General features: G+C 60.2%; 19 protein-coding genes. 9 read left to right on the top strand and 10 right to left on the bottom strand.

Features of this window, described 5'->3' with window-relative positions:
* The first annotated feature begins 11 nt into the window (after positions 1-11).
* Genes tusD through FEU76_RS10795 form a run of 4 tightly spaced genes read left to right on the top strand, consistent with a single transcriptional unit; the run spans position 12 to position 1420 of the window.
* Entirely contained in the window at positions 12-401 is a 390-nt protein-coding gene (gene tusD, locus FEU76_RS10810; RefSeq protein WP_144982831.1) for a sulfurtransferase complex subunit TusD, read from the top strand.
* Between the two features lie 9 nt (positions 402-410).
* Positions 411-773 (top strand): sulfurtransferase complex subunit TusC, encoded by a 363-nt coding sequence (gene tusC, locus FEU76_RS10805; protein WP_144982828.1) that lies wholly within the window; start codon positions 411-413, stop codon positions 771-773.
* A gap of 13 nt (positions 774-786) precedes the next feature.
* Entirely contained in the window at positions 787-1068 is a 282-nt protein-coding gene (gene tusB, locus FEU76_RS10800; RefSeq protein ID WP_144982825.1) for a sulfurtransferase complex subunit TusB, read from the top strand.
* 1 nt (position 1069) lies between these two features.
* Complete coding sequence (locus tag FEU76_RS10795; RefSeq protein WP_096922980.1) at positions 1070-1420, top strand: TusE/DsrC/DsvC family sulfur relay protein; 351 nt, start codon at positions 1070-1072, stop codon at positions 1418-1420.
* 27 nt (positions 1421-1447) lie between these two features.
* Here the strand turns inward: FEU76_RS10795 and FEU76_RS10790 are convergent, their stop codons facing one another.
* Positions 1448-2080: a helix-turn-helix domain-containing protein gene (locus FEU76_RS10790; RefSeq protein ID WP_039177909.1), complete on the bottom strand. Its 633-nt coding sequence runs from the start codon at positions 2078-2080 to the stop codon at positions 1448-1450.
* Positions 2081-2165: 85 nt separating this feature from the next.
* Entirely contained in the window at positions 2166-3107 is a 942-nt protein-coding gene (locus FEU76_RS10785) for a histone deacetylase family protein (protein WP_096922981.1), read from the bottom strand.
* A 106-nt stretch (positions 3108-3213) separates the two neighbouring features.
* Here FEU76_RS10785 and FEU76_RS10780 point away from each other — a divergent pair, with 106 nt between their 5' ends.
* Entirely contained in the window at positions 3214-5961 is a 2748-nt protein-coding gene (locus FEU76_RS10780) for a bifunctional acetate--CoA ligase family protein/GNAT family N-acetyltransferase (RefSeq protein WP_039177913.1), read from the top strand.
* A gap of 56 nt (positions 5962-6017) precedes the next feature.
* Here the strand turns inward: FEU76_RS10780 and pdxH are convergent, their stop codons facing one another.
* Entirely contained in the window at positions 6018-6662 is a 645-nt protein-coding gene (gene pdxH / locus FEU76_RS10775) for a pyridoxamine 5'-phosphate oxidase (RefSeq protein ID WP_144982822.1), read from the bottom strand.
* A gap of 165 nt (positions 6663-6827) precedes the next feature.
* On the opposite strand from pdxH, the gene FEU76_RS10770 reads away from it, so the two are divergent.
* Entirely contained in the window at positions 6828-7520 is a 693-nt protein-coding gene (locus FEU76_RS10770; RefSeq protein WP_144982818.1) for a cytochrome b/b6 domain-containing protein, read from the top strand.
* 2 nt (positions 7521-7522) lie between these two features.
* Here the strand turns inward: FEU76_RS10770 and FEU76_RS10765 are convergent, their stop codons facing one another.
* From FEU76_RS10765 to FEU76_RS10755, 3 genes are read right to left on the bottom strand one after another with little or no spacing between them, the layout of a single operon-like run.
* Positions 7523-7918 (bottom strand): DUF2069 domain-containing protein, encoded by a 396-nt coding sequence (locus tag FEU76_RS10765; protein ID WP_039177918.1) that lies wholly within the window; start codon positions 7916-7918, stop codon positions 7523-7525.
* Positions 7915-8544, bottom strand: a complete 630-nt coding sequence (wrbA, locus tag FEU76_RS10760) for an NAD(P)H:quinone oxidoreductase (protein WP_144982815.1) — start codon at positions 8542-8544, stop codon at positions 7915-7917. The genes FEU76_RS10765 and wrbA overlap by 4 nt, the downstream gene beginning before the upstream one ends.
* Positions 8541-9086 (bottom strand): gamma-glutamylcyclotransferase family protein, encoded by a 546-nt coding sequence (locus FEU76_RS10755; RefSeq protein WP_096922986.1) that lies wholly within the window; start codon positions 9084-9086, stop codon positions 8541-8543. The genes wrbA and FEU76_RS10755 overlap by 4 nt, the downstream gene beginning before the upstream one ends.
* 137 nt (positions 9087-9223) lie before the next feature.
* Between FEU76_RS10755 and smrA the strand changes: the two genes are divergently transcribed.
* On the top strand, positions 9224-9814 hold the full coding sequence (gene smrA / locus FEU76_RS10750) for a DNA endonuclease SmrA (RefSeq protein ID WP_016913852.1): 591 nt from the start codon (positions 9224-9226) through the stop codon (positions 9812-9814).
* A 58-nt stretch (positions 9815-9872) separates the two neighbouring features.
* Here the strand turns inward: smrA and FEU76_RS10745 are convergent, their stop codons facing one another.
* The 4 genes from FEU76_RS10745 to metH form a co-directional block, all read right to left on the bottom strand.
* A complete protein-coding gene (locus FEU76_RS10745; protein WP_144982812.1) occupies positions 9873-10415 on the bottom strand; it encodes a DUF934 domain-containing protein in 543 nt (180 codons plus the stop codon).
* Positions 10402-12060 (bottom strand): nitrite/sulfite reductase, encoded by a 1659-nt coding sequence (locus FEU76_RS10740; protein WP_096922987.1) that lies wholly within the window; start codon positions 12058-12060, stop codon positions 10402-10404. The genes FEU76_RS10745 and FEU76_RS10740 overlap by 14 nt, the downstream gene beginning before the upstream one ends.
* A 138-nt stretch (positions 12061-12198) precedes the next feature.
* Positions 12199-13488, bottom strand: a complete 1290-nt coding sequence (locus FEU76_RS10735) for an MATE family efflux transporter (protein ID WP_227408040.1) — start codon at positions 13486-13488, stop codon at positions 12199-12201.
* Positions 13489-13517: 29 nt separating this feature from the next.
* Positions 13518-17213 carry a methionine synthase gene (metH, locus tag FEU76_RS10730; RefSeq protein ID WP_096922989.1) on the bottom strand — a complete coding sequence of 1232 codons (3696 nt, stop codon included), beginning with the start codon at positions 17211-17213 and terminating at the stop codon, positions 13518-13520.
* Between the two features lie 235 nt (positions 17214-17448).
* Between metH and nfuA the strand changes: the two genes are divergently transcribed.
* Positions 17449-18054: a Fe-S biogenesis protein NfuA gene (nfuA, locus tag FEU76_RS10725; RefSeq protein ID WP_016913846.1), complete on the top strand. Its 606-nt coding sequence runs from the start codon at positions 17449-17451 to the stop codon at positions 18052-18054.
* Between the two features lie 186 nt (positions 18055-18240).
* On the top strand, positions 18241-19929 hold the full coding sequence (locus FEU76_RS10720; protein WP_144982806.1) for a BCCT family transporter: 1689 nt from the start codon (positions 18241-18243) through the stop codon (positions 19927-19929).
* The last annotated feature ends 108 nt before the right edge of the window (positions 19930-20037 follow it).

Raw genomic sequence — 20037 nt, 5'->3', positions numbered from 1 at the left:
AGAGGTGAGCCATGCAGTATGGCCTGTTAGTGATGGGCGCTCCGTATTCAAGTGCCGCTCCTCATTCAGCGCTGCGCTTTGCCCATCAGGTCATTGCGAGTGGGCATCGGGTTGCCGGTGTATTCTTCTACCGCGATGGGGTTCACAATGCGTCGTCGTTGATGACGCCGCCTCAGGATGAGCTCAACCTGCGCGAGGCGTGGATAGAACTTCACCAGACCAACGGCGTGATGCTCGATGTATGCGTGGCTGCGGCCTTGCGTCGGGGGTTGCTCGATGAGTCCGAGGCGAAACGCCATGGCAAGAGCGTGGCCAACCTGGAGGCTCCGTTCTCGCTGACCGGGCTTGGCCAGCTTTTAACGTTACAGCAGCAGTGTGATCGCTTGATCACCTTTGCCTAGGAGCCATTGATGAGCACTTCTCAACGTTTGGTGATCATTCGTCATGGGCCCCATGCGTCCAACGCCTTGCGTGAAGGGCTGGATGTGGCCCTGGTGGCGGCGGCATTTGGTGAAGAGGTAAGCCTGCTGTTCATGGGGCAGGGGGTGTTTGCGCTGCTCAAGGAGCAGGGCGCTGGCGCGCCGGGCCAAAAAGCGACGCTGCCTACGATGAACATGCTGGAAATGTACGACATCAACGACCTGTGGGTGCTCCAAGAAGCGCTGGACGAGCTGAGCCTGACGCCCGATCACCTGCGGGAAGGGGTCAAGTGCTTGCCAGCAGTGGAGCTGCCTGCGCTGCTGGCACGTCATGAACAGGTACTCACCTTTTAATGGGCGACATACGATGCTGCATATAGTCAACAAACCACCTGGGCACAGTGCCGCACACCAGATGCTGGCAGTCGTTTCCCCGGGTGACACGGTACTGCTCATCGAAGACGCCGTTCAGGCCGTGCTGCACGATGCCTGGCAGGGCTGGCGCATGGAAGGCGTGGAAATGCTGGCGCTGAATGAAGATGTGGTAGCCCGCGGGTTGAGTGGATATGCATCTGACAAGTCGTTGGCAGATATGCAGATGTTTGTCCGCTTGACCGAACAGCACCCGCAGATCTTGACGTGGTATTGATATGAGTAATGAAGATTTATACCGTTATCTGGATTCGGCTAAAACAATCCAACTCGACCCTGAAGGCTATCTGGTAGAGCAAGGCCAGTGGTCAGAAGAAGTAGCGGAGTGGCTGGCGAACGACGAAGGTATGTCGTTGACGGCGGAACACTGGGAAATCATCCATGTGGTACGAGACTTCTACGCCCGTTACGAGATGGCACCTGCCATGCGCCCGTTGGTCAAGGCCACCACACAAGCACTGGGAGCAGAAAAAGGGCGCTCGATCTATCTGATGACACTCTTTCCTGGCAGCCCGCCGAAACGTATTGCGAGGATTGCCGGCTTGCCCAAGCCCACCAATTGCCTATGAGCATGCGCCTGCTGGTCATGGCAGGCGCTATACCAGATCTCCACGCGTACAGACCGAGAGCACCACGGCATCGTCCTGGCTGGTCGACACCAATGCGTGGCCCATGTCGCTGTCGAAATAGATGCTGTCACCCTCTGCCAGTACCAGCGGAGCATAGAACTCGGTGTACAGCATGATATCGCCATGCAATACCATCAAAAATTCTTCGCCATCGTGACGCACCCACTGATGATATTCGTCAAAGCTGCGGGCGCGCACGATGGTCTTGAACGGAATCATGCGCTTTTGCGCCAACTGATGCCCCAGTAGCTCGTGTTCGTAGGTGGGGGTGGGGTGCAGCTGCCCTTTGCCTTTGCGGGTAAGATCGCGACGCCCCATGGTGTAACGCTCACGCTTGGGCGGCGTAAACAGCTGCGGCAGGTCGATATTCAAACCGCTGATCAGCTTCTGAACCACCCCGAACGTAGGCGAAACCTGATCATTTTCGATCTTGGACAGCGTCGAACGGGCAATGCCGGTACGTTGGCTCACATCTTCCAGGGTCCACTGGTTGGCCAGACGGATCTGCTTCAACCGCTCACCCAGGCGCAGCGGTTCGACAAAAGGTTTTCGCCCTGAGGCAATGCGCAGCGCGGCATGCTCTTCGGAAGTCGCGGTCATAAAGGTCACGTAGTGAGAGCGTCAATGAGAGAGAACGTCAACGAAAGCCGCATGGTACCACAGGCAAAAGGGGCGCGGTGGCGCCCTAGGGCGTATCGGTGAAAGGTAACCCCAACAGGGCCTTGAGATGTGCTTCACTGCTACTGGCCAATGAAGTCAGGTTATAGCCGCCTTCCAGCACGGACACCACTCGGTTGTCGGCATACAGGGCCGCTATCTCCATGGCCAGGTGCGTCACCCAGTAAAAGTCCTCGTCCTCCAGGCACAGGTCGCCCATGGGGTCCTCGCGGTGAGCATCGAACCCCGCCGAGAGCATCACCAGGTCCGGTTTGAACGCATGCAGCGCCGGTAGCCACTGACGTTCGATGGCGCTGCGAAACGCCGCGCTGTCGGTACCGGCCTCCAGCGGGGTGTTGACCACGTTCTGCCACTCGCTACGCAGGTAACGCCATGGATAGAAGGGGTACTGGAAGCTGGTACAGACCAGCACATCGGGGTCATTCTTGAAAATATCGATGGTGCCGTTGCACTGATGGACATCGAAATCGAGTATGGCGATACGCCGAGCGCCATATTTTGCGCGGGCATGGGCAGCGCCCACCGCCACGTTGTTGTAGAAGCAGAAGCCCATGGCGTCGGCAGCTTCCGCATGGTGCCCAGGGGGGCGGACCGCACAAAACACGTTGTCTGCCTGCCGTTTGTAAACCTGATCGACACCACGAATCACCGCTCCGGCCGCCACTCTGGCCGCTTTCAGGCTCTCCGGGTTCATCATGGTATCGCTGTCCAGCGTCACGATACCTTCATCGGGCACGCACTTTTCCAGCGCTTTCAGGTGGCGCAGGGGGTGCACCCGCGCAAGCGCTTCGTCATCCGCTTCCTTGGCATCCCCCTGCATGGTTTGTTGCAGCAATCCGCTCAACGACAGGCGTGCACGAATGGCTTCCAATCGCTCAGGGCTTTCGGGATGTTCCGGCCCCATGTGGTGCAATACGCAATGGGGGTGGGTAAGGTAGGCGGTAATCATGCAAGTGCTCCGGTGACGGTAAAGCCACCTTAATCGCCCCGGGGGCTTGCGCGACAGTGTCAATAAGTCGTACACAGTAGGGACCCATGTCAGAGGAGATGCCTTCGTGAGCACACGCTTTCTGCACCATTTTTTCGAGCCTCGCTCCATTGCCGTTTTTGGGGCGTCTGAAAAGCCTGAATCGCTGGGTGGGCTCGTGTTGGGCAACGTGCAGGAGGCGGGCTTCAAAGGTGCGCTATGGGCGGTGAACCTGAGAGGCTACGACAGCGTGTTTGGGGTCAAATGCGTCAGAAATGTCGACGAGCTGCCGGAAGTCCCTGATCTGTGTGTCATCTGCTCGCCTATCGAGGGCGTGCCTCGCTTGATCCGCAAGCTGGGCAAGTTCGGCGCCAAGGCCGCGCTGGTACTGTCAGGCGGCGCCTATCTGGACCGCGAGGAGGGCGACAAGGGGTCGATTCGTCAACGCATGCTGCAGGCCGCTCGGGAATCCGGCATCCGAGTGCTGGGCCCGGAGTGCATGGGCCTGATCGTGCCAGGTAAAAAACTCAATGCCTCTTATGCCAGCCAACCTATCAAGGCCGGGCGAGTCGCGTATCTGGGCCAGTCCGGCATGCTGGCCAATGCGATGATCGACTGGGCGGCGGGGCGGGACGTGGGCTTTTCCCATCTGATTACCGTGGGTGACAGCGTCGATGTGCTGCTGCCCGATTTGATCGACTACGTGAACCAGTACTCACCGGCCCAGGCCATCCTGCTGCACCTCGAACGGGTCACCGACGCCCAGCATTTCATGACCTCCGTGCGGGATGCCTCGCGCAATCGACTGGTGGTGGCCATCAAGAGTGGCCGAACCCCGCAATCGGATATTTCCGGCATGCCGCCGACGCCAGGAATCGCGAACCGTGACGTAGTGTTCGACGCTGCCTTTGCCAGAGCGGGGGTGGTACGGGTGAATGATTCGGACGAGATGCTGGATGCGCTGGAAACGCTGTCACGCATGAAACCACTGCGGGGAGACCGCCTGGCCATCGTGTCCAACGGCCTGGGCCCTGCCATGCTGGCCATCGACAAGCTGATCAGTGCCGGAGGAACGTTGGCCGAGTTCGACGCCGACACCCAGGCGGCTCTGCACAAGAGCCAGGTCGACATGAGCAAGCCGGGGGAAAACCCGGTAGACCTGGGGGGCAACGCCACACCGGAGCGCTTCGTCGAGGCGCTGCAAATCGTCACTGCAGACCCCAATGTCGATGCGGTACTGGTGGTTCACGCCCCCACTCGGCTTGCACCTTCGGTGACCACTGCCCAGGCGCTGATCGATCACCGCAAATCCTTCAAGCGCAACCTGCTGACCAGTTGGATGGGGCTCAAGGAAGCTCTCAACGCCCGCCATGTCTGTAATCTGGCGGGGATTCCTACCTATACGTCACCGGAAAAAGCGGTCAAGGCTTTCATGCACATGGTCGACTATCAGCGGGTGCAGGCGCTGCTGCATGAAATTCCGCCCAGCCTGCCGTTTTCCACCAGTCCGGCGATTCGCGCCGAGTGCCGTGCCCTGATCAAACACGCCAAGGAGCAGGGGCGGCAAACGCTGACCCACTCGGAAACCGCCCGGGTACTGGAAGCCTACGGCATCCCCACGGCAGAAAGTGTCTACCTTCAGTCGCCGGAAGAAGCCTTGCAGGTAGCAGAGCGCTTCCCGGGCCCCAAGGCGTTGAAAGTGATTCACGACGGCAACTGTCGGCCCTATCGTTATCGAAAGCATCCCCACAAGATTTCGGCAGGCCTGCTGCAGGACCTCGAAAGCGCTCAGCAGGTGGCCGATGGCGTGCGCCAATTGGGAGACAAGGTCCGCGAGAAATTTCCCGAGCACAGCGTGCGTGAGTACTGCCTTCAGCCCATGCAGCGGGGCAAGCACTCCATGCAGATATGTGCCGGCATCACCCGAGACCCGGTGTTCGGCCCGCTGATCGTGTTTGGTATCGGGGGCTACAAGGTCAACGTGCTGGCGGACCGGCAGGTGGCGCTGCCACCGCTGAACATGAGCCTGGCCTCGGATGTGGTTGGCCGCACCCATGCTGCCTCGCTGATCCGTGAACACTCTGCCGACCCCGAGCGGGACATCCAGCGGCTCTGCCAGCTGCTGGTCAAGCTGTCACAGATGGCCTCCGACCTGACCGATCTGCGCGGCCTGGAGCTCAACCCGCTGTTGCTCAACCGTGACGGTATGCTGGCGGTGGATTTTGCCATGGATTTGGGCACTCCCGCCCGGTTCGCCATCATGCCGTACCCGGAAGAGCTGCGGGAATGGGTCTCCCTGAAAAACGGTTGGCAGGTGGAAGTGCGGCCAATTCGCGCAGAAGATGCGCCGCTGATCACCGCCTTTCACCGGCAGCTGTCGGAGGAGAGCATCCGTTTTCGCTATTTCCACAACAAGTCCAGCCTGACACAGCGTGACCTCTCGATTCTCTCGCATATCAATTATGACCGGCAGATGGCCTTCATTGCCGAGCATCAGCACGACGATGGCAGCAAGGAGATGCTGGGAGTGGTGCGAGTGTGGAACGACCCCGACAACATTCGCACCGAGTTCTCGATCATCATTCGCGATGATTTGCAGGGCTTGGGGATCGGTAGCCTGCTGATGAAGAAAATGATCGATTACTGCACCAGCATCGGCACCCTGGAAATGATCGGCAAGATCATGGTGGACAACCACCCCATGCGTGCGCTGATGAAGCATTTGGGGTTCCGCTGCCGCTATAACATGGAGGAGCAGGTCATCGATGCCGTGCTGAGACTCAACGAGCCGGATAGCGAATGGCAGCGCCACCGCCTGGAGAGCCTGCCGGATTAAGGGCGGGTACTGCCTGAGGAGCGGCCTCCTCAGGCAAGGTTACATGGAAAGCCATGTCAGGGTGCCAGGCGGAAGCGACTCCACTCGCCCCCATCGCGGCGCTCGTAGCGCAGGCGGTCGTGCAGGCGGCTTGGCTGGCCTTGCCAGAACTCGATCATTTCAGGATTGACTCGATAACCTCCCCAGTGAATCGGGCGTGGAATCGTCTGGCCCTCATACGCCTGCTCGAAGCGCTTCTGACGCTCCTCGATCCAGTTGCGGTCAGGAATCACCACGCTCTGGGTAGCGATCCAGGCGCCCAGCTGGCTGCCGCGAGGTCGATTGGCAAAATACTCGTCTGACTCTGCCGCGGGAACCTGCTGGACAGGCCCTTCGATACGCACCTGCCGTGACAGCGACGGCCACCAGAAAGTGAGTGCCGCGTAAGGCACGTTGTTGAGCTCGCTGCCTTTGTGGCTGTGGTAGTTGGTAAAAAACACCATGCCCTGGGCATCGAAGCCCTTGAGCAATACCACGCGAGCATGGGGGCGTCCCTGGCTGTCTACCGTGGCCAGGGTCATGGCGTTGCCATCCTGGCCTTCCTGTTCCAGGGCAAGGCTGAACCACTCATCGAACAGTACAAACGGGTCGCTGGGGGCCGCAGCCTCTTCCAGACGTCCACCTTCATAGTCGCGCCTGACATCGGCAATGTTACGTGTCATGAGCGGATCTCCCTTGCTTTCATCAGTTGTATGCAGGTTATGTTCGCTGGTCTGTGCGTAAAGCTCAAGCATTGATCATGGCTCGCTCCGATGCCGACGCTTGTGACTGTGATACCAACGTGGATAATGAGACACCTTGCCAGCACCATGACAGAGGAACGGGGAATGCAGAAGCAGACAAGACGCATTGCAGTGTGGGATGTGCTGATACGCCTGTGCCACTTGGCCTTGCTGGTCGCCGTCGCCCTGGCCTTTTACACGACCAAAACCGACGGAGCCCCGTTTCTGTTTCCCATCGAGGTACATGCGCAGGCGGGCTACGTGATTCTGGGACTGATCGTCTTCCGTGTACTGTGGGGCCTGGTGGGCAGCCGCTACGCTCGTTTCTCGACCTTTCTCTACTCACCAACGCGCACCACCGACTATGTCCGTGCGCTGATGAAGCGCCAGGAGCCTCGCTATGCCAGCCACAACCCGTTGGGTGGCTGGATGGTCGTGCTGCTGCTGTTGAGTCTGGGATTTCAAGCCCTTAGTGGCCTGTTCCTGAGTGACGACATCTTTTTTCAGGGGCCGCTGAACGGCTGGGTCGAACGTGACCTGAGCCGCGATCTCGCCAGGCTACACGCCTTGAACAGTGATCTGCTGTTGATATTGATCGGCGTGCATGTGGCGGGGGTGGCGCTGCATGTTGCCAAGGGGGAAGGGCTGATGGCGGCCATGGTCACCGGCGTGAAACGCTTTGCCCGTCCGCCTGTGGATGAAGCACCCGCCGTTCACTCGGCGACTACTCAACGGCTGTGTGCCGTCGGTGCGCTGCTGGTGGCGGCGGGTGTCAGTGGTTGGCTGTGGTTTGCGTAAGATCAGCCTTTCAGGTGCTGCTGACGGCTACGGAAACGCGCGTAGCCCATGCAGCCGGTGAATAGCGCCAGTGCCACGATGGCTTCCAGCACGCCGCGCAGACCTTGCCCTGGCAGCGTGGCCAGCATGACCCCTTGGGTGAAATAGAGCAGACTGACGAAGGCCAACCAGGCATGGCCGCGCGCACGCTGGCCAATGATCGAGGGCAGAAACAGTATCAGCGGCAGAATGAATGCCACCACCGGCCGCCAGTTGAAGTCGTCCCCTTGAATGAAAAACCCGCGATAGATGACCAACAGCAGCAGTAGCGCGAAACTCCCCAGTACCAGCTGGCGAGAGTAACGGGTCAACGTATCCAGCCCATGGCGCTGTTCCAGACCATCCAGCCACTGTCTCATGATGCCTCCTTGCGGCGCATTGCTTCGAGCGCCAGGGCCAGACGGGCAATGCGCTTGCCTTGTGCTTGGCACAGCGCACGTTCGTCGGCATCCACCGGACGGTCACTGCGAGCCCCAGCCACGTGGCTCGCCCCGTAGGGGGTTCCGCCGCTTTGGGTGCTCAGCAGCTCGGTTTCGCTGTAGGGTACGCCTGCGTACACCATGCCATGGTGCAGCAGGGGCACCAGCATGCTCAGCAGCGTGCTCTCCTGGCCACCGTGAAGGCTGGAGGTCGAGGTGAAGGCACAGGCGGGTTTATCGATCAGTGCACCATTCATCCAAAGGTTGCTGGTGCTGTCCAGGAAGTACTTCAAAGGGGCGGCCATGTTGCCAAAGCGGGTCGGGCTGCCCAATGCCAGCGCGCTGCAGTGGCGTACATCGTCCAGCGTGGCGTAAACCGCGCCTTCTTCCGGAATCTCGGGGTCGACGGCCTCGCAGGTGGTCGATACTGGCGGCACCGTGCGCAGGCGTGCTTCGATGCCTGCCACGCCTTCCACGCCTGCGGCCAGCTGTCGTGCCATCTCTGCCGTCGCGCCTGAGCGAGAGTAGTAGAGAATCAATACATAAGGGGTAGCATCGCTGCTCATGGTCGCTCCTGAAGGGGCCTGAAGTAGGCAAGGACGCTGCCTGGGGTTGGCGGCGTCGTCAAAGATGTGGGGTATGTTACCAGAGCGGCCAGGTCGACAGGAGGGGCAAGCCAACGCTGCCCGAGGGTTGGCAAGCGCACATATACCCAGGCCTGCTGCCCGTTGGCCAGCGGCTGTTTGATGCGGTTATAGCGCACTCCCAGCCGTTCGTAGCGGTCCAGCCTTTCCAACTGATCTGCCGTCACGGTCAACAGCAGCCCCTCCACGTGGGCCGCCGGGTTGGGCGACAGGTCGAGGCCCCGGCGTTCGAAGCCCGGTAGCCGTGCTTCGCTTGGATTGCCGGACGCACCCATGACCACCCAGCGCACCGGCCAGTAGCGCAGCGTGCCGTAGACGAACACCTGATGCGTGCGCGGCTCGACCTCGGCCACGCTATCGGGGCGCTCATAAAACCAGGGGCTCAGCATGGTCAGCCACAGCCACCCGGCCATGCCGATCAGCAGTAGCGCTATGAGCCACAGCCCGCGTTTGACCCAAACCATGGGCATGACTCCTCAGGTTGCAAATCTCTCAGCTTGAACGGCGTGACGACACAAGACAAGTCTTAAGCAATATCGCGGGGTTTGCTACGATGGTAGAAGATAGCGTGGCACTCTATAGCTGACGAAAGGAGCCTGATATGAGTCAGTCACTTCGGGATGAGTTGGATTTCCGTTCGCTGGTCGGCGAGGTAACGCCGCTGGCCAAGCGAAACCGTGCCGATACAGGCCCTCGGCGGCAAACGCCCTCCGAGGCGCAGCTGGCCAGACGTGAGAGCGCCGCTCAGCGCTTCGATGAGCGCAATTTTCTGTCCGATGATTTTGTCGATCTGCTGCCTCCTTTCGACCCCATCGAGTTTCGCCGCGAGGGGACCCAGCAAGGCGTGGTCGATAAGTTGAAGCACGGCGGTTACAGCGTTCAAGCTCAGCTTCACCTGCTGCGCAGACCTTTGGCGGAGTGCCGGCGCATGCTGTTTCCGTTCATTCAGGAAGCCTATGCCCACGACTTGCGCTCGGTGCTGATCGTGCATGGCCGTGGCCGCGAGCTGGATAGCCCAGCCAACGTATTACGCTCTTATATCGCCAAGTGGCTGACCCAGTTCGACGAAGTGCAGGCGTATGTCTCCGCCCAACCGTCGGAGGGTGGGTTAGGTGCCACCTGGGTGATGCTGCGCAAGAGCGATCGCGCCAAGGCCCACAATCGAGAGCGCCAGCAGAAACGGCGCGGCTGAACGCAAAAACGCCGACAGGGGCTGCCCCGGTCGGCGTTTTTTTAACGGATGGCCGCGCTTAGTGGCTGGCGGTCAAACGCTTCTCGAACAGCGCCTGACGCTCTTCGACGTCCGTCTGGTAGCGAACGCTGAAGGCGTTGAGGGCACGCAGGGCGTCTTCGGGGTGCTGATCATCCCGCAGGGCCATGGTCGAAAACCCACAGCGGCGCATGTAATCGAGCTGGTCGACCAGCACGTCACCCACCGCACGAATTTCCCCCATGAAGCCGTAACGCTCCCGCAGCAGGCGGGCAATGGTGTAACCACGGCCATCGGTAAAGGCAGGAAAATCGACGGCAACGGCAGGTGCTTTATCGAGCGTGCTGGCCAGCTCGGCATTCAGCTCGGTATCACTGGCCAGCAGGGGGGCCAGTTCCGCATCTTCCTTGTTTGCCTGCCAGAGCGCCAGCGGCACGAACGCAGGGCGCTGCTCGGGCAGCGCGTCGGCATCGTAGGAAACGCACCAGGCATTCTCTGCGGCCAACTCACCCTCTTCGATCAGGTGATCCACGTGCACCGGCGTCTGTGGCAGCGCTTCGGTTTGAGTGTCATTGCTGGGCATAAACACGCTCCTTGAAGGGTTTCAGGCCAATGCGACGGTAGGTATCCAGGAAGCGCTCGTCTTCGTGGCGTTCGGCCACGTACACTTCCAGCACTTTCTCGACCACACCCGGCACGTCTTCGCGGAAGAAGGAGGGGCCGAGAATCTTGCCTAACGAAGCATCATCGGTGGCGTTACCGCCAATCGAGATCTGGTAATACTCTTCGCCTTTCTTGTCGACGCCCAGAATGCCGATATGGCCAACGTGGTGGTGACCACAGGCGTTCATGCAGCCGGAGATGTTCAGGTCCAGCGGCCCCAGGTCGTAAAGGAAGTCGAGGTCCTCGAAACGCTCCTGGAGCGCCTGGGCGATGGGGATCGACACCGCATTGGCAAGGCCACAGTAATCACCGCCGGGGCAGCAGATGATGTCGTTGAGCGTGCCTACCGTGGGGTTGGCCATGCCCAGCGCGTCCAGCTCGTTCCAGAGTGCTTCGATCTCGTCGACGGGCACGTCCGAGAGCACCAGGTTCTGCTCATGGGTAACACGTACTTCACCGAAGCTGTAACGGTCTGCCAGGTCGGCAACGGCGTCCATCTGGTCGGCGGTCACGTCGCCAGGCGCGTGCTCACGGCGCTTGAGCGACAGCGTCACGGCCTTGTAGCCCGGCACTTTGTGGTCGGTCACGTTGTTGGTGACGAAACGCGCAAAACTGCGGTTTTCACCGCGCAGCTGTTCGTAGGCGTCGATGGCGCTCTCGCTGACAGGGCGGCGCTCGGGCTCCGGGAAGTGCACCTTGGCGGCATCCACGGCGGCCTGGTTCAGCGTTTGCGGGCCATCCTTCAGGTGGGCCCACTCTTCATCGACGCGGCGACGGAACTCTTCGATACCCAGCGCCTTGACCAGGATCTTGATGCGCGCCTTGAACTTGTTGTCGCGGCGGCCAAACTGGTTGTACACCCGTACACAGGCTTCCAGGTAGGTCAGCAGGTGCTGCCAGGGCAGGTCATGGCGGACCACGTCACCAATCATCGGCGTACGTCCCAGGCCACCGCCTGCCAGTACCGAAATGCGCAGCTCACCTTCATCGTTGCGCCACAGGCGCAGGCCAATATCATGCACCTGAATGGCTGCACGGTCCTGAGCGGCGCCGGTGACGGCGATCTTGAACTTACGCGGCAGGTAAGCGAATTCGGGGTGCAGCGTCGACCATTGGCGAATCAGCTCGCACCACGGGCGCGGGTCTTCCACTTCATCGTTGGCGATACCCGCAAACTGGTCACTGGTGGTATTACGGATACAGTTGCCGCTGGTCTGGATGGCGTGCATCTGCACCTTGGCCAGTTCTGCCAGGATGTCCGGCACGTCTTCCAGGGCGGGCCAGTTCAGCTGGAGATTCTGGCGCGTGGTGAAGTGGCCATAGCCGCGGTCGTAGCGACGGGTGATCTCCGCCAGCGCGCGCAGCTGATAGCCCGCCAGCATGCCGTAGGGAATGGCAATGCGCAGCATCGGGGCATGCTTTTGGATGTAGAGCCCGTTCTGCAACCGCAGGGGGCGGAACTCTTCTTCTCCCAAACGCCCTGCGCGGTAGCGTTCCATCTGGTCGCGGAACTGAGCGACGCGCTCATCGACCAGCGTCTGGTCGTGAATATCATAACGGTACATGTGGCACGATCCTGCTAAAAGCGAAATGGTCACGTCGGGACGGACGGTATTGTGCCGCCACCTTAACGCGGGCGTCATATTCTACAAAAGAATATATAATTATCTTTTTATCGTTAAATGCTATTAATGCGTTAGCGCTCAGGCATTCGCCTTGAGGCCGTGGGCCAGCCAGCGTCGTCGCTGCCAAACCCATAAAAAACTGCTGGAATTGAGCAGCCGATAGCATAGCTGGCTCAGCCATACGCCGACCAGCCCGTAGCCCATGACGATGCCGACCCACCAGGCCAAGGGCAGAAATACCAGCCACTGCATGCCCAGCGTCAACAGCATCACGGTACGTTGTGCGCCCGCTCCCATCAACGCCTGGGCCAGCACCAGGGCAGCCGCATCCAGCACGATCATCACGGCGGTAATGCGTAGCGGCAGTGTCCCAAGTTCGAGCAGCGCCGGATCCGTAAAAAAGATCCCCAGAATCTGCGCGGGAAACAGCAGCATGGGGAGCGCCAGTATACTCAACATCATGGCCGCGACGCGAAGGGCGTCCAGCCCCCAGCGATGTGCCTCGCGCTGATCGTCACGCCCCAGGGCTTCGCCCACCAGGCTCATGGCAGCCACGCCAATGCCCACGCCAGGCAGAATCAGCAGCAGAGAGAGGTTCACCAGCACATGGCCTACCGCCACGCTGGAGGTACCCAACCGCCCCAGCAGCCAGAACAGCACCACATAGCCCGCGGCAAACCAGAGCTGTTGAAGTGAGTGGGGGAAGGCCAGCCGGACGGTTTGCCATAGGGCCGCCAACGGCAAGGGCTGCCACGTAATGCGCGCCCGCAGCGTTACCCAGGCCCAGGCCAGCAGGCCCAGCAGCAGTGAAAGGCTGGTGCCCATGGCCGCGCCATTGGTGCCCAGCGCAGGCAAACCTGCCAACCCGTAAATCAGCCCTGCGCTGAGCAGCACGTTGACCAGATGCACCGCCACGACAATACGCAAATACAGGTGGGTGTGCTGAAGCCCGTTCCAGTAGCCCCTCAGGCAGAGGGTCATGGCGATCACCGCAAGCGACAGCACTCGCCAGCGAAAGTAGTCGACGGCCACCTGCGAGACATCATCGGCAGGGGCGATCAGCTGTATCCACCAGGGGGCTTGCCACCATGCCCAGGCGGTCAAGGGAACCCCTACCCCCAGGCTGATGAGCAGCCCGGCCTGCAAGGCAGTGGGCGCGGTGCGGCCTTCTCCGAAAGCGTGAGCGGTCTGGGATTGCACGCTTGACGAGAGGCCGAACACCAGTGCCGTCATCATGAACATGGCGTAGCCACCCAGCCCCACGCCCGCCAAAGCCTCCTCTCCCAAGTGGCCCACCAGCGCAGCATCCACCAGGTTGAGCATGCTCTGAGACAGCATGCCCAGCATGACCGGGAGAGCAAGGCGCATGACCTTGCTCTGACGACGAACCGGCGCCATCAGCTCGGATCGTAGGAGAGCACGGGCGCCAACCAGCGCTCCATTTCTTCCAGCGACATCTGTTTGCGCTGCGCCAGCGCATCGACCTGGTCACGGGTGATCTTGCCGGTGGAGAAGTACTTCGACTGCGGATGGGCAAAGTACCAGCCGGACACCGCCGCCGCAGGCCACATGGCAAAATTTTCGGTCAGCACGAGCCCGGTGTTCTTTTCGGCTTCCAACAGCCGGAACAGCGTGGCTTTTTCGGTGTGATCAGGGCAGGCCGGATAGCCGGGGGCAGGGCGGATGCCCTGATACTTCTCGGCGATCAAGGCCTCGTTGTCCAGCGTCTCTTCCGGCACGTAGCCCCAGAACTCCTTGCGTACCCGCTCGTGGATACGCTCGGCAAAGGCCTCTGCCAAACGATCGGTCAGGGCCTGCACCAGGATGGCATTGTAGTCATCTCCCGCCGCTTCATAGGCTTTGGAAAGCTCATCCACACCATGGCCCGTGGTGACCGCAAAGCCCCCGATCCAGTCGGCCTTGCCGCTCTCCTTGGGGGCGATGAAATCAGCCAGGCTGTAACAGATGCCGTCACGGCCTTTGGTGGTCTGCTGACGTATATGATGCAGACGCTCGACGACCTGGGTGCGGGATTCGTCGGCATAGACTTCGATGACATCGTCGTCCACGCTGTTGGCAGGCCACAGGCCGATCACACCCCGCGCCTGCACGCGTTTTTCATCGATCAGCTTGCGCAGCATCACCTGCGCATCGGCAAACAGGCTGCGCGCCGCTTCACCCACGATCTCGTCGTCGAGAATCTTCGGGTACTTGCCGGCCAGTTGCCAGCTCATGAAGAAGGGCGTCCAGTCGATGCGCTCCACCAGCTCGTTCAGGTCGTAATCATCGAAGGTCATCAAACCCGGCTGCCGGGGGGCCACAGGGGTATGCGTGGCCCAGTCGGTGCGGAAGCGCCGCTTGCGGGCCTGGGTGTAGTCCAGGTCGGCGGCTTTGGGGCGACGCTTGGCGTTGCGCTCGCGGACCTTTTCGTACTCTTCACGAATCTCGGCGACGTAGGCCGCCTTGAGGTTGGGCGCCAGCAGCTTGCCGGCCACGCCCACGGCGCGGGAGGCGTCGGTGACGTAGATGACCGGGTGGTCGTACTGGGGCTCTATCTTGACGGCGGTATGCGCCTTGGAGGTCGTCGCACCGCCGATCAGCAGCGGCAGGTTCATGCCGCGTCGCTGCATCTCCTTGGCCACATGGACCATTTCATCCAGCGAAGGCGTGATCAGGCCCGACAGGCCGATGATATCGGCATTGTGGTCAATGGCGGCCTGGAGAATTTTCTCGGTGGGCACCATGACGCCCAGGTCGATCACTTCATAGTTGTTACACTGCAGCACCACGCCGACGATGTTCTTGCCAATATCGTGGACATCGCCCTTGACCGTGGCCATCACGATCTTGCCCTTGGCCTGGGTCTCGGCGCTTTTCTCGGCTTCGATGAACGGGATCAGATACGCCACCGCCTGCTTCATGACGCGGGCCGACTTGACCACCTGGGGCAGGAACATCTTGCCCGCGCCAAACAGGTCGCCGACTACGTTCATGCCATCCATCAGCGGGCCTTCGATGACCTCGATGGGGCGTTCAGCCTGGGCGCGGGCCTCTTCGGTATCTTCCTCGATGAACGCCGTCACGCCCTTGACCAGCGCATGCTCGATGCGCTTGTTGACCGGCCAGCTGCGCCACTCCAGATCTTCCTTCTTGGCTGCGCCGCTGCCATCTCCCTTGTACTTGTCGGCAATGTCCAGCAACCGTTCGGTGCCATCATCGCGGCGGTTGAGCACCACGTCTTCGACGGCGTCACGCAGTTCGGCGGGCAGATCATCGTAAACCGCCAGCTGGCCGGCGTTGACGATGCCCATGGTGAGGCCGGCGCGAATCGCGTGGTAGAGGAACACCGAGTGGATGGCTTCCCGCACCGGGTTGTTGCCACGGAACGAGAACGACACGTTGGAGACGCCGCCGGAAATCATCGCATGGGGCAGGTGCTCACGGATCCACTGGGTGGCCTCGATGAAATCGACGGCGTAGTTGTTGTGCTCCTCGATGCCGGTGGCGATGGCGAAGATATTCGGGTCGAAGATGATGTCTTCCGCCGGGAAGCCTATCTCGTCCACCAGCAGGCGGTAGGCGCGTTCACAGATTTCCACCTTGCGGGCGAAGGTATCGGCCTGGCCCTCTTCGTCGAAGGCCATCACGACGATCGCCGCACCAAAACGGCGACATTTGGTGGCCTGTTCGCGGAACGCCGCTTCACCCTCTTTGAGCGAGATGGAGTTGACCACCGCCTTGCCTTGCACGCACTTCAAACCCGCCTCGATGATGGCCCACTTGGAGGAGTCGATCATGATGGGCACCCGGGCGATGTCAGGCTCCCCGGCAATCAGGTTGAGGAAGCGCACCATGGCTTCCTGCGACTCCAACATGCCTTCGTCCATGTTGATGTCGATGATTTGCGCGCCGCTCTCGACCTGCTCCAGCGCCACTTCCAGCGCCGTGGTGAAGTCCTCTTCGACGATCAGGCGTTTGAAGCGGGCCGAGCCGGTCACGTTGGTACGCTCACCCACGTTGACGAACAGCGAGTCGGCCTCGATGTTGTAAGGCTCCAGGCCCGCCAGACGGCAGGCGCGACGGCGCTCGGGCACCTGGCGGGGCGCCATGCTGTGAACGGCCTCGGCAATGGCGCGGATATGTTCCGGCGTCGAGCCACAGCAGCCGCCAATGATGTTGACCAGACCGCTCTGTGCAAACTCGCCCACGATGGCCGCCATCTCTTCTGGCGTCTGGTCGTACTCGCCGAACTCGTTCGGCAAGCCCGCATTGGGGTGTGCCGACACGAAGGTATCTGCCTTGGTGGCCAGCTCTTCCAGGTAAGGGCGCAGCTCCTCGGCGCCCAGCGCACAGTTGAGGCCCACCGAGAGGGGCTGGGCATGGCGAATGGAATTCCAGAAGGCTTCGGTGGTTTGCCCTGACAGGGTGCGCCCGGAGGCATCGGTGATGGTCCCCGAAATCATGATCGGCAAACGAAGGCCCAGGTCTTCGTAAAGCTCTTCAAGGGCGTAAATGGCGGCCTTGGCATTGAGCGTGTCGAAAATGGTCTCGATCATGATCAGATCGGCACCACCCTCGATCAGCGCGTTGGCGGCTTCGTAATAATTCTCGCGCAGCTCGTCGAAGGTCACGTTGCGCTTGGCGGGATCGTTGACGTCCGGCGACAGCGATGCGGTACGCGAGGTAGGCCCCAGCACGCCGGCCACATAGCGGGGGATGTCGGTTTCCGCGGCCACGGCATCACACACCTCTCTGGCCAGCCGGGCAGACTCCCTGTTCAGCTCGGGCACCAGGTCTTCCATGCCATAGTCGGCCTGGGAAAGTCGTGTGCTGTTGAAGGTGTTGGTTTCGAGAATATCGGCGCCTGCCAGCAGGTAGTCGCGATGGATACGGGCCACCACGTCGGGACAGGTCAGGGCCAGCAGGTCGTTGTTGCCCTTGAGATCGGAAGGCCAGTCGTGAAAACGCTCGCCACGAAAATCCTCTTCACTGAGCTGGGCATTCTGCAGCATGGTACCCATGCCGCCATCCAGAATCAGGATGCGTTGGGTCAGGCGTTGGGTAAGGGATGCAGTCAAATCACTAGCGGCCATGGCAGGGGAAGTTCTCCAGCGTCTCGGTCGAAAAGGATATTCTTGTTGTCGTCGTCATGGGTGAGCGGCGCTTATCATACCAAAGGGTGCTCGCAAGGGCAGCAAGTAAGCCATGCCGCTCGCCCAATAGCCGACTAAAACGGTCGGGATTGTGTCGCAACGTGGTTTTGCTTACCATAGGCACAAATGACATGTGAAGTGGCAACGCCACTACCACGGGAGGATAACATCCCTTATGACCACGACTATCGAAGCGCCGGGCATTGACATCACTGATAGCGCACAGGGCTACCTCGCCGAGCTGCTGGAAAAGCAGAACGTCGAAGGCATTGCCGTGCGTATTTTCATTACCCAGCCGGGCACGCCTTATGCAGAAACCTGCCTGGCCTACTGCCGCCCGGGTGAAGAAGAGCCCACCGACGTCAAGCTCGAGCTTGACAAGATCAACGTGTTTCTCGACAAGAACAGCCTGGCATTTCTTGAAGAGGCCGTGGTGGACTTCAACGCCGACCGCATGGGTGGGCAGCTGACCATCAAGGCACCCAACGCCAAGATGCCCAAGGTCAATGCGGACAGCCCGCTGGAAGACCGCATCAACTATATCCTGTACAGCGAGATCAACCCCGGGCTGGCGGCCCACGGCGGTGAGATCAAGCTGGTCGAGCTGACCGAAGATAAAATGGCCATTCTGGCCTTTGGTGGCGGTTGCCAGGGCTGTGCCGCAGTCGACCTGACCCTCAAGGATGGCGTCGAAAAAACGCTGCTTGAGCGCATCCCCGAGCTGGCGGGTATTCGTGACGTCACCGACCACACCGATACCAGCAACGCCTACTACCGCTGACAAATAGTCGCCCCATGAAAAGGGGCTGAATCCAGGCTGATTTGTTTGTCTGGATGTATGCAGCAAGCGTGTTAGAGCCCGGCAGGCCACTGTCGGGCTCTCTTGTTCATGACCTTGCAACGGCAAGATAGCGGCACGGTTTAAAAAATGTTAGCCAGCAAATAGCGAGAAACAGACCCTGGGTGTATAACTGTTGTAGAGGAGAAACGACAACAGGGAGCATCGATCATCAAAACGTCATCCGCTTTTTCCAACATTCATAAACCCATCTTCTTTGGTTCACTAGGCCTGCTGCTGGCCGTCACGATCCCCCTGGTGCTGTTTCCAGACATGGGACGCGTATGGGTCATGGCGGCGCAAGGCTTCGTCACCACCAACTTCGGTATGCTCTACCTGGCCATGGGGCTAGCTTCTCTGGGCTTCATGTTTTACATCGTGTTCAGCGACATTGGCCAGATCAAGCTGGGGGATGTGGATACCGAACCCGAATTCTCGCTGTTTTCCTGGGGTGCAATGCTCTTTGCGGCAGGTATCGGTGGCTCGGTAGTGTTCTGGGGCATGGTGGAGTGGATGTACTACCTGCAAGCACCGCCATTTCATCTCGAGCCTTTCTCGGAAGAAGCGACGGCCTGGACAGCCACCTACGGCATGTTTCACTGGGGGCCTATCGCCTGGTCGATCTACCTGGTGCCTGCGCTACCCATGGCGTATTTCCTGCACGTACGCAAGCATAAGGTCTTGAGAATCAGCGAAGCAATTCGCCCAGTACTGGGTGAAAAGCTGGCCAGAAGCTGGCTGGGCAACATCATCGACGTGCTGTTCATCTTCGGCATGCTGGGTGGCGGTGCCACGTCGCTGGGCATTCTGGTGCCGCTGGTCAATGAAGGGGTGGGCGAGTTGCTGGGCTTCACGCCCAACGCGCTGAGCCAGGTACTGGTGCTGCTGGGCACGACAGCCCTGTTTGCCGTCAGCGCCTGGCGCGGCTTGAAGGGTGGCATCGAGGTTCTGTCGGACATCAATATGTGGCTGGGGTTGGGGCTGCTGCTCTTCATCCTGATCATGGGGCCCACGGTGTTCATTCTCGATACCGGCCTGAACTCGATCGGCCTGATGCTCAGCAATATCGTTCGCATGGCTACCTGGACCGAACCTTTCGGCAGTTTGAGCGGCTTCGAAGAAACCGGCTTTCATCAGTCGTGGACCATTTTCTATTGGGCCTGGTGGCTGGTATTCGCTCCTACGGTGGGCTTGTTCATCGCGCGGATTTCGAAAGGCCGGCGCATCAAGACCATGGTGGCCGGGTCGATCTTTTTCGGCTCCATGGGCTGTGCGCTGTTTTTCATGATTCTGGGCAACTACGGCCTCTATCTGCAGCTTTCAGGCACGTTGGATGTCATCCAGGTCATGAATGAACAATCCGCCAACGCTGCCTTCTTTGCTGTATTGGGAGAGCTTCCGTTTGCCTGGCTGGTCAAGCTGCTGGTCGTGGTGCTGCTGTCCATATTCACTGCCACGACCTTCGATTCGATTGCCTATATTCTGTCGTCTGCCGCTGAAAAGAAGCTGGACAAGGAGCCCGCCCGCTGGCACCGACTGTTCTGGGCCTTTACGCTGTCATTGTTACCCATGTCCTTGCTGTTTCTGGGCGGCCTGCAAACGCTGCAAACTGCCAGTATCGTCAGCGGTCTGCCGCTGCTGGTCATTGCCGTACTGCTTATGGTATCGATGGTTAGGGCAGCGCATTATGACCTGCGCTACCAGCCAGATTACGATGAGCCGGAAATCAATATCGAGGAGTTCCCGGAAAACGACCCTTGGACAGAAGAGGGTAGCTGGGAGGTGCCTGAAGAGAGCGGTGCTCCCGACAAGGGATGACCCAACCGCTGGCGAGCGCCACCTCCTTGGAGGTGGCGTTTTGAATTGGATTCATCTTGTAAGGTTTATCTTGTTGCGTCTCTCTTATCGGGACAACCGCAAGGCTTA

This window comes from Halomonas sp. C22 (assembly GCF_007655045.1).
Taxonomy (GTDB): Bacteria; Pseudomonadota; Gammaproteobacteria; order Pseudomonadales; family Halomonadaceae; genus Vreelandella; species Vreelandella hamiltonii.
This window is presented reverse-complemented; position numbering and strand designations above follow the sequence as displayed.

Excerpts from the sequence above, each read along its gene's own strand:
- FEU76_RS10745 (WP_144982812.1), bottom strand. The coding sequence starts at position 10,415 with ATGCCCAGCAATGACACTCAAACCGAAGCGCTGCCACAGACGCCGGTG.
- wrbA (WP_144982815.1), bottom strand. The coding sequence starts at position 8,544 with ATGAGCAGCGATGCTACCCCTTATGTATTGATTCTCTACTACTCTCGC.
- nfuA (WP_016913846.1), top strand. The coding sequence starts at position 17,449 with ATGACCACGACTATCGAAGCGCCGGGCATTGACATCACTGATAGCGCA.
- pdxH (WP_144982822.1), bottom strand. The coding sequence starts at position 6,662 with ATGACACGTAACATTGCCGATGTCAGGCGCGACTATGAAGGTGGACGT.
- tusB (WP_144982825.1), top strand. The coding sequence starts at position 787 with ATGCTGCATATAGTCAACAAACCACCTGGGCACAGTGCCGCACACCAG.
- FEU76_RS10770 (WP_144982818.1), top strand. The coding sequence starts at position 6,828 with ATGCAGAAGCAGACAAGACGCATTGCAGTGTGGGATGTGCTGATACGC.
- FEU76_RS10765 (WP_039177918.1), bottom strand. The coding sequence starts at position 7,918 with ATGAGACAGTGGCTGGATGGTCTGGAACAGCGCCATGGGCTGGATACG.
- FEU76_RS10740 (WP_096922987.1), bottom strand. The coding sequence starts at position 12,060 with ATGTACCGTTATGATATTCACGACCAGACGCTGGTCGATGAGCGCGTC.
- FEU76_RS10790 (WP_039177909.1), bottom strand. The coding sequence starts at position 2,080 with ATGACCGCGACTTCCGAAGAGCATGCCGCGCTGCGCATTGCCTCAGGG.
- tusD (WP_144982831.1), top strand. The coding sequence starts at position 12 with ATGCAGTATGGCCTGTTAGTGATGGGCGCTCCGTATTCAAGTGCCGCT.
- FEU76_RS10735 (WP_227408040.1), bottom strand. The coding sequence starts at position 13,488 with ATGCGCCTTGCTCTCCCGGTCATGCTGGGCATGCTGTCTCAGAGCATG.
- metH (WP_096922989.1), bottom strand. The coding sequence starts at position 17,213 with ATGGCCGCTAGTGATTTGACTGCATCCCTTACCCAACGCCTGACCCAA.
- FEU76_RS10785 (WP_096922981.1), bottom strand. The coding sequence starts at position 3,107 with ATGATTACCGCCTACCTTACCCACCCCCATTGCGTATTGCACCACATG.
- tusC (WP_144982828.1), top strand. The coding sequence starts at position 411 with ATGAGCACTTCTCAACGTTTGGTGATCATTCGTCATGGGCCCCATGCG.
- FEU76_RS10755 (WP_096922986.1), bottom strand. The coding sequence starts at position 9,086 with ATGGTTTGGGTCAAACGCGGGCTGTGGCTCATAGCGCTACTGCTGATC.
- FEU76_RS10795 (WP_096922980.1), top strand. The coding sequence starts at position 1,070 with ATGAGTAATGAAGATTTATACCGTTATCTGGATTCGGCTAAAACAATC.
- smrA (WP_016913852.1), top strand. The coding sequence starts at position 9,224 with ATGAGTCAGTCACTTCGGGATGAGTTGGATTTCCGTTCGCTGGTCGGC.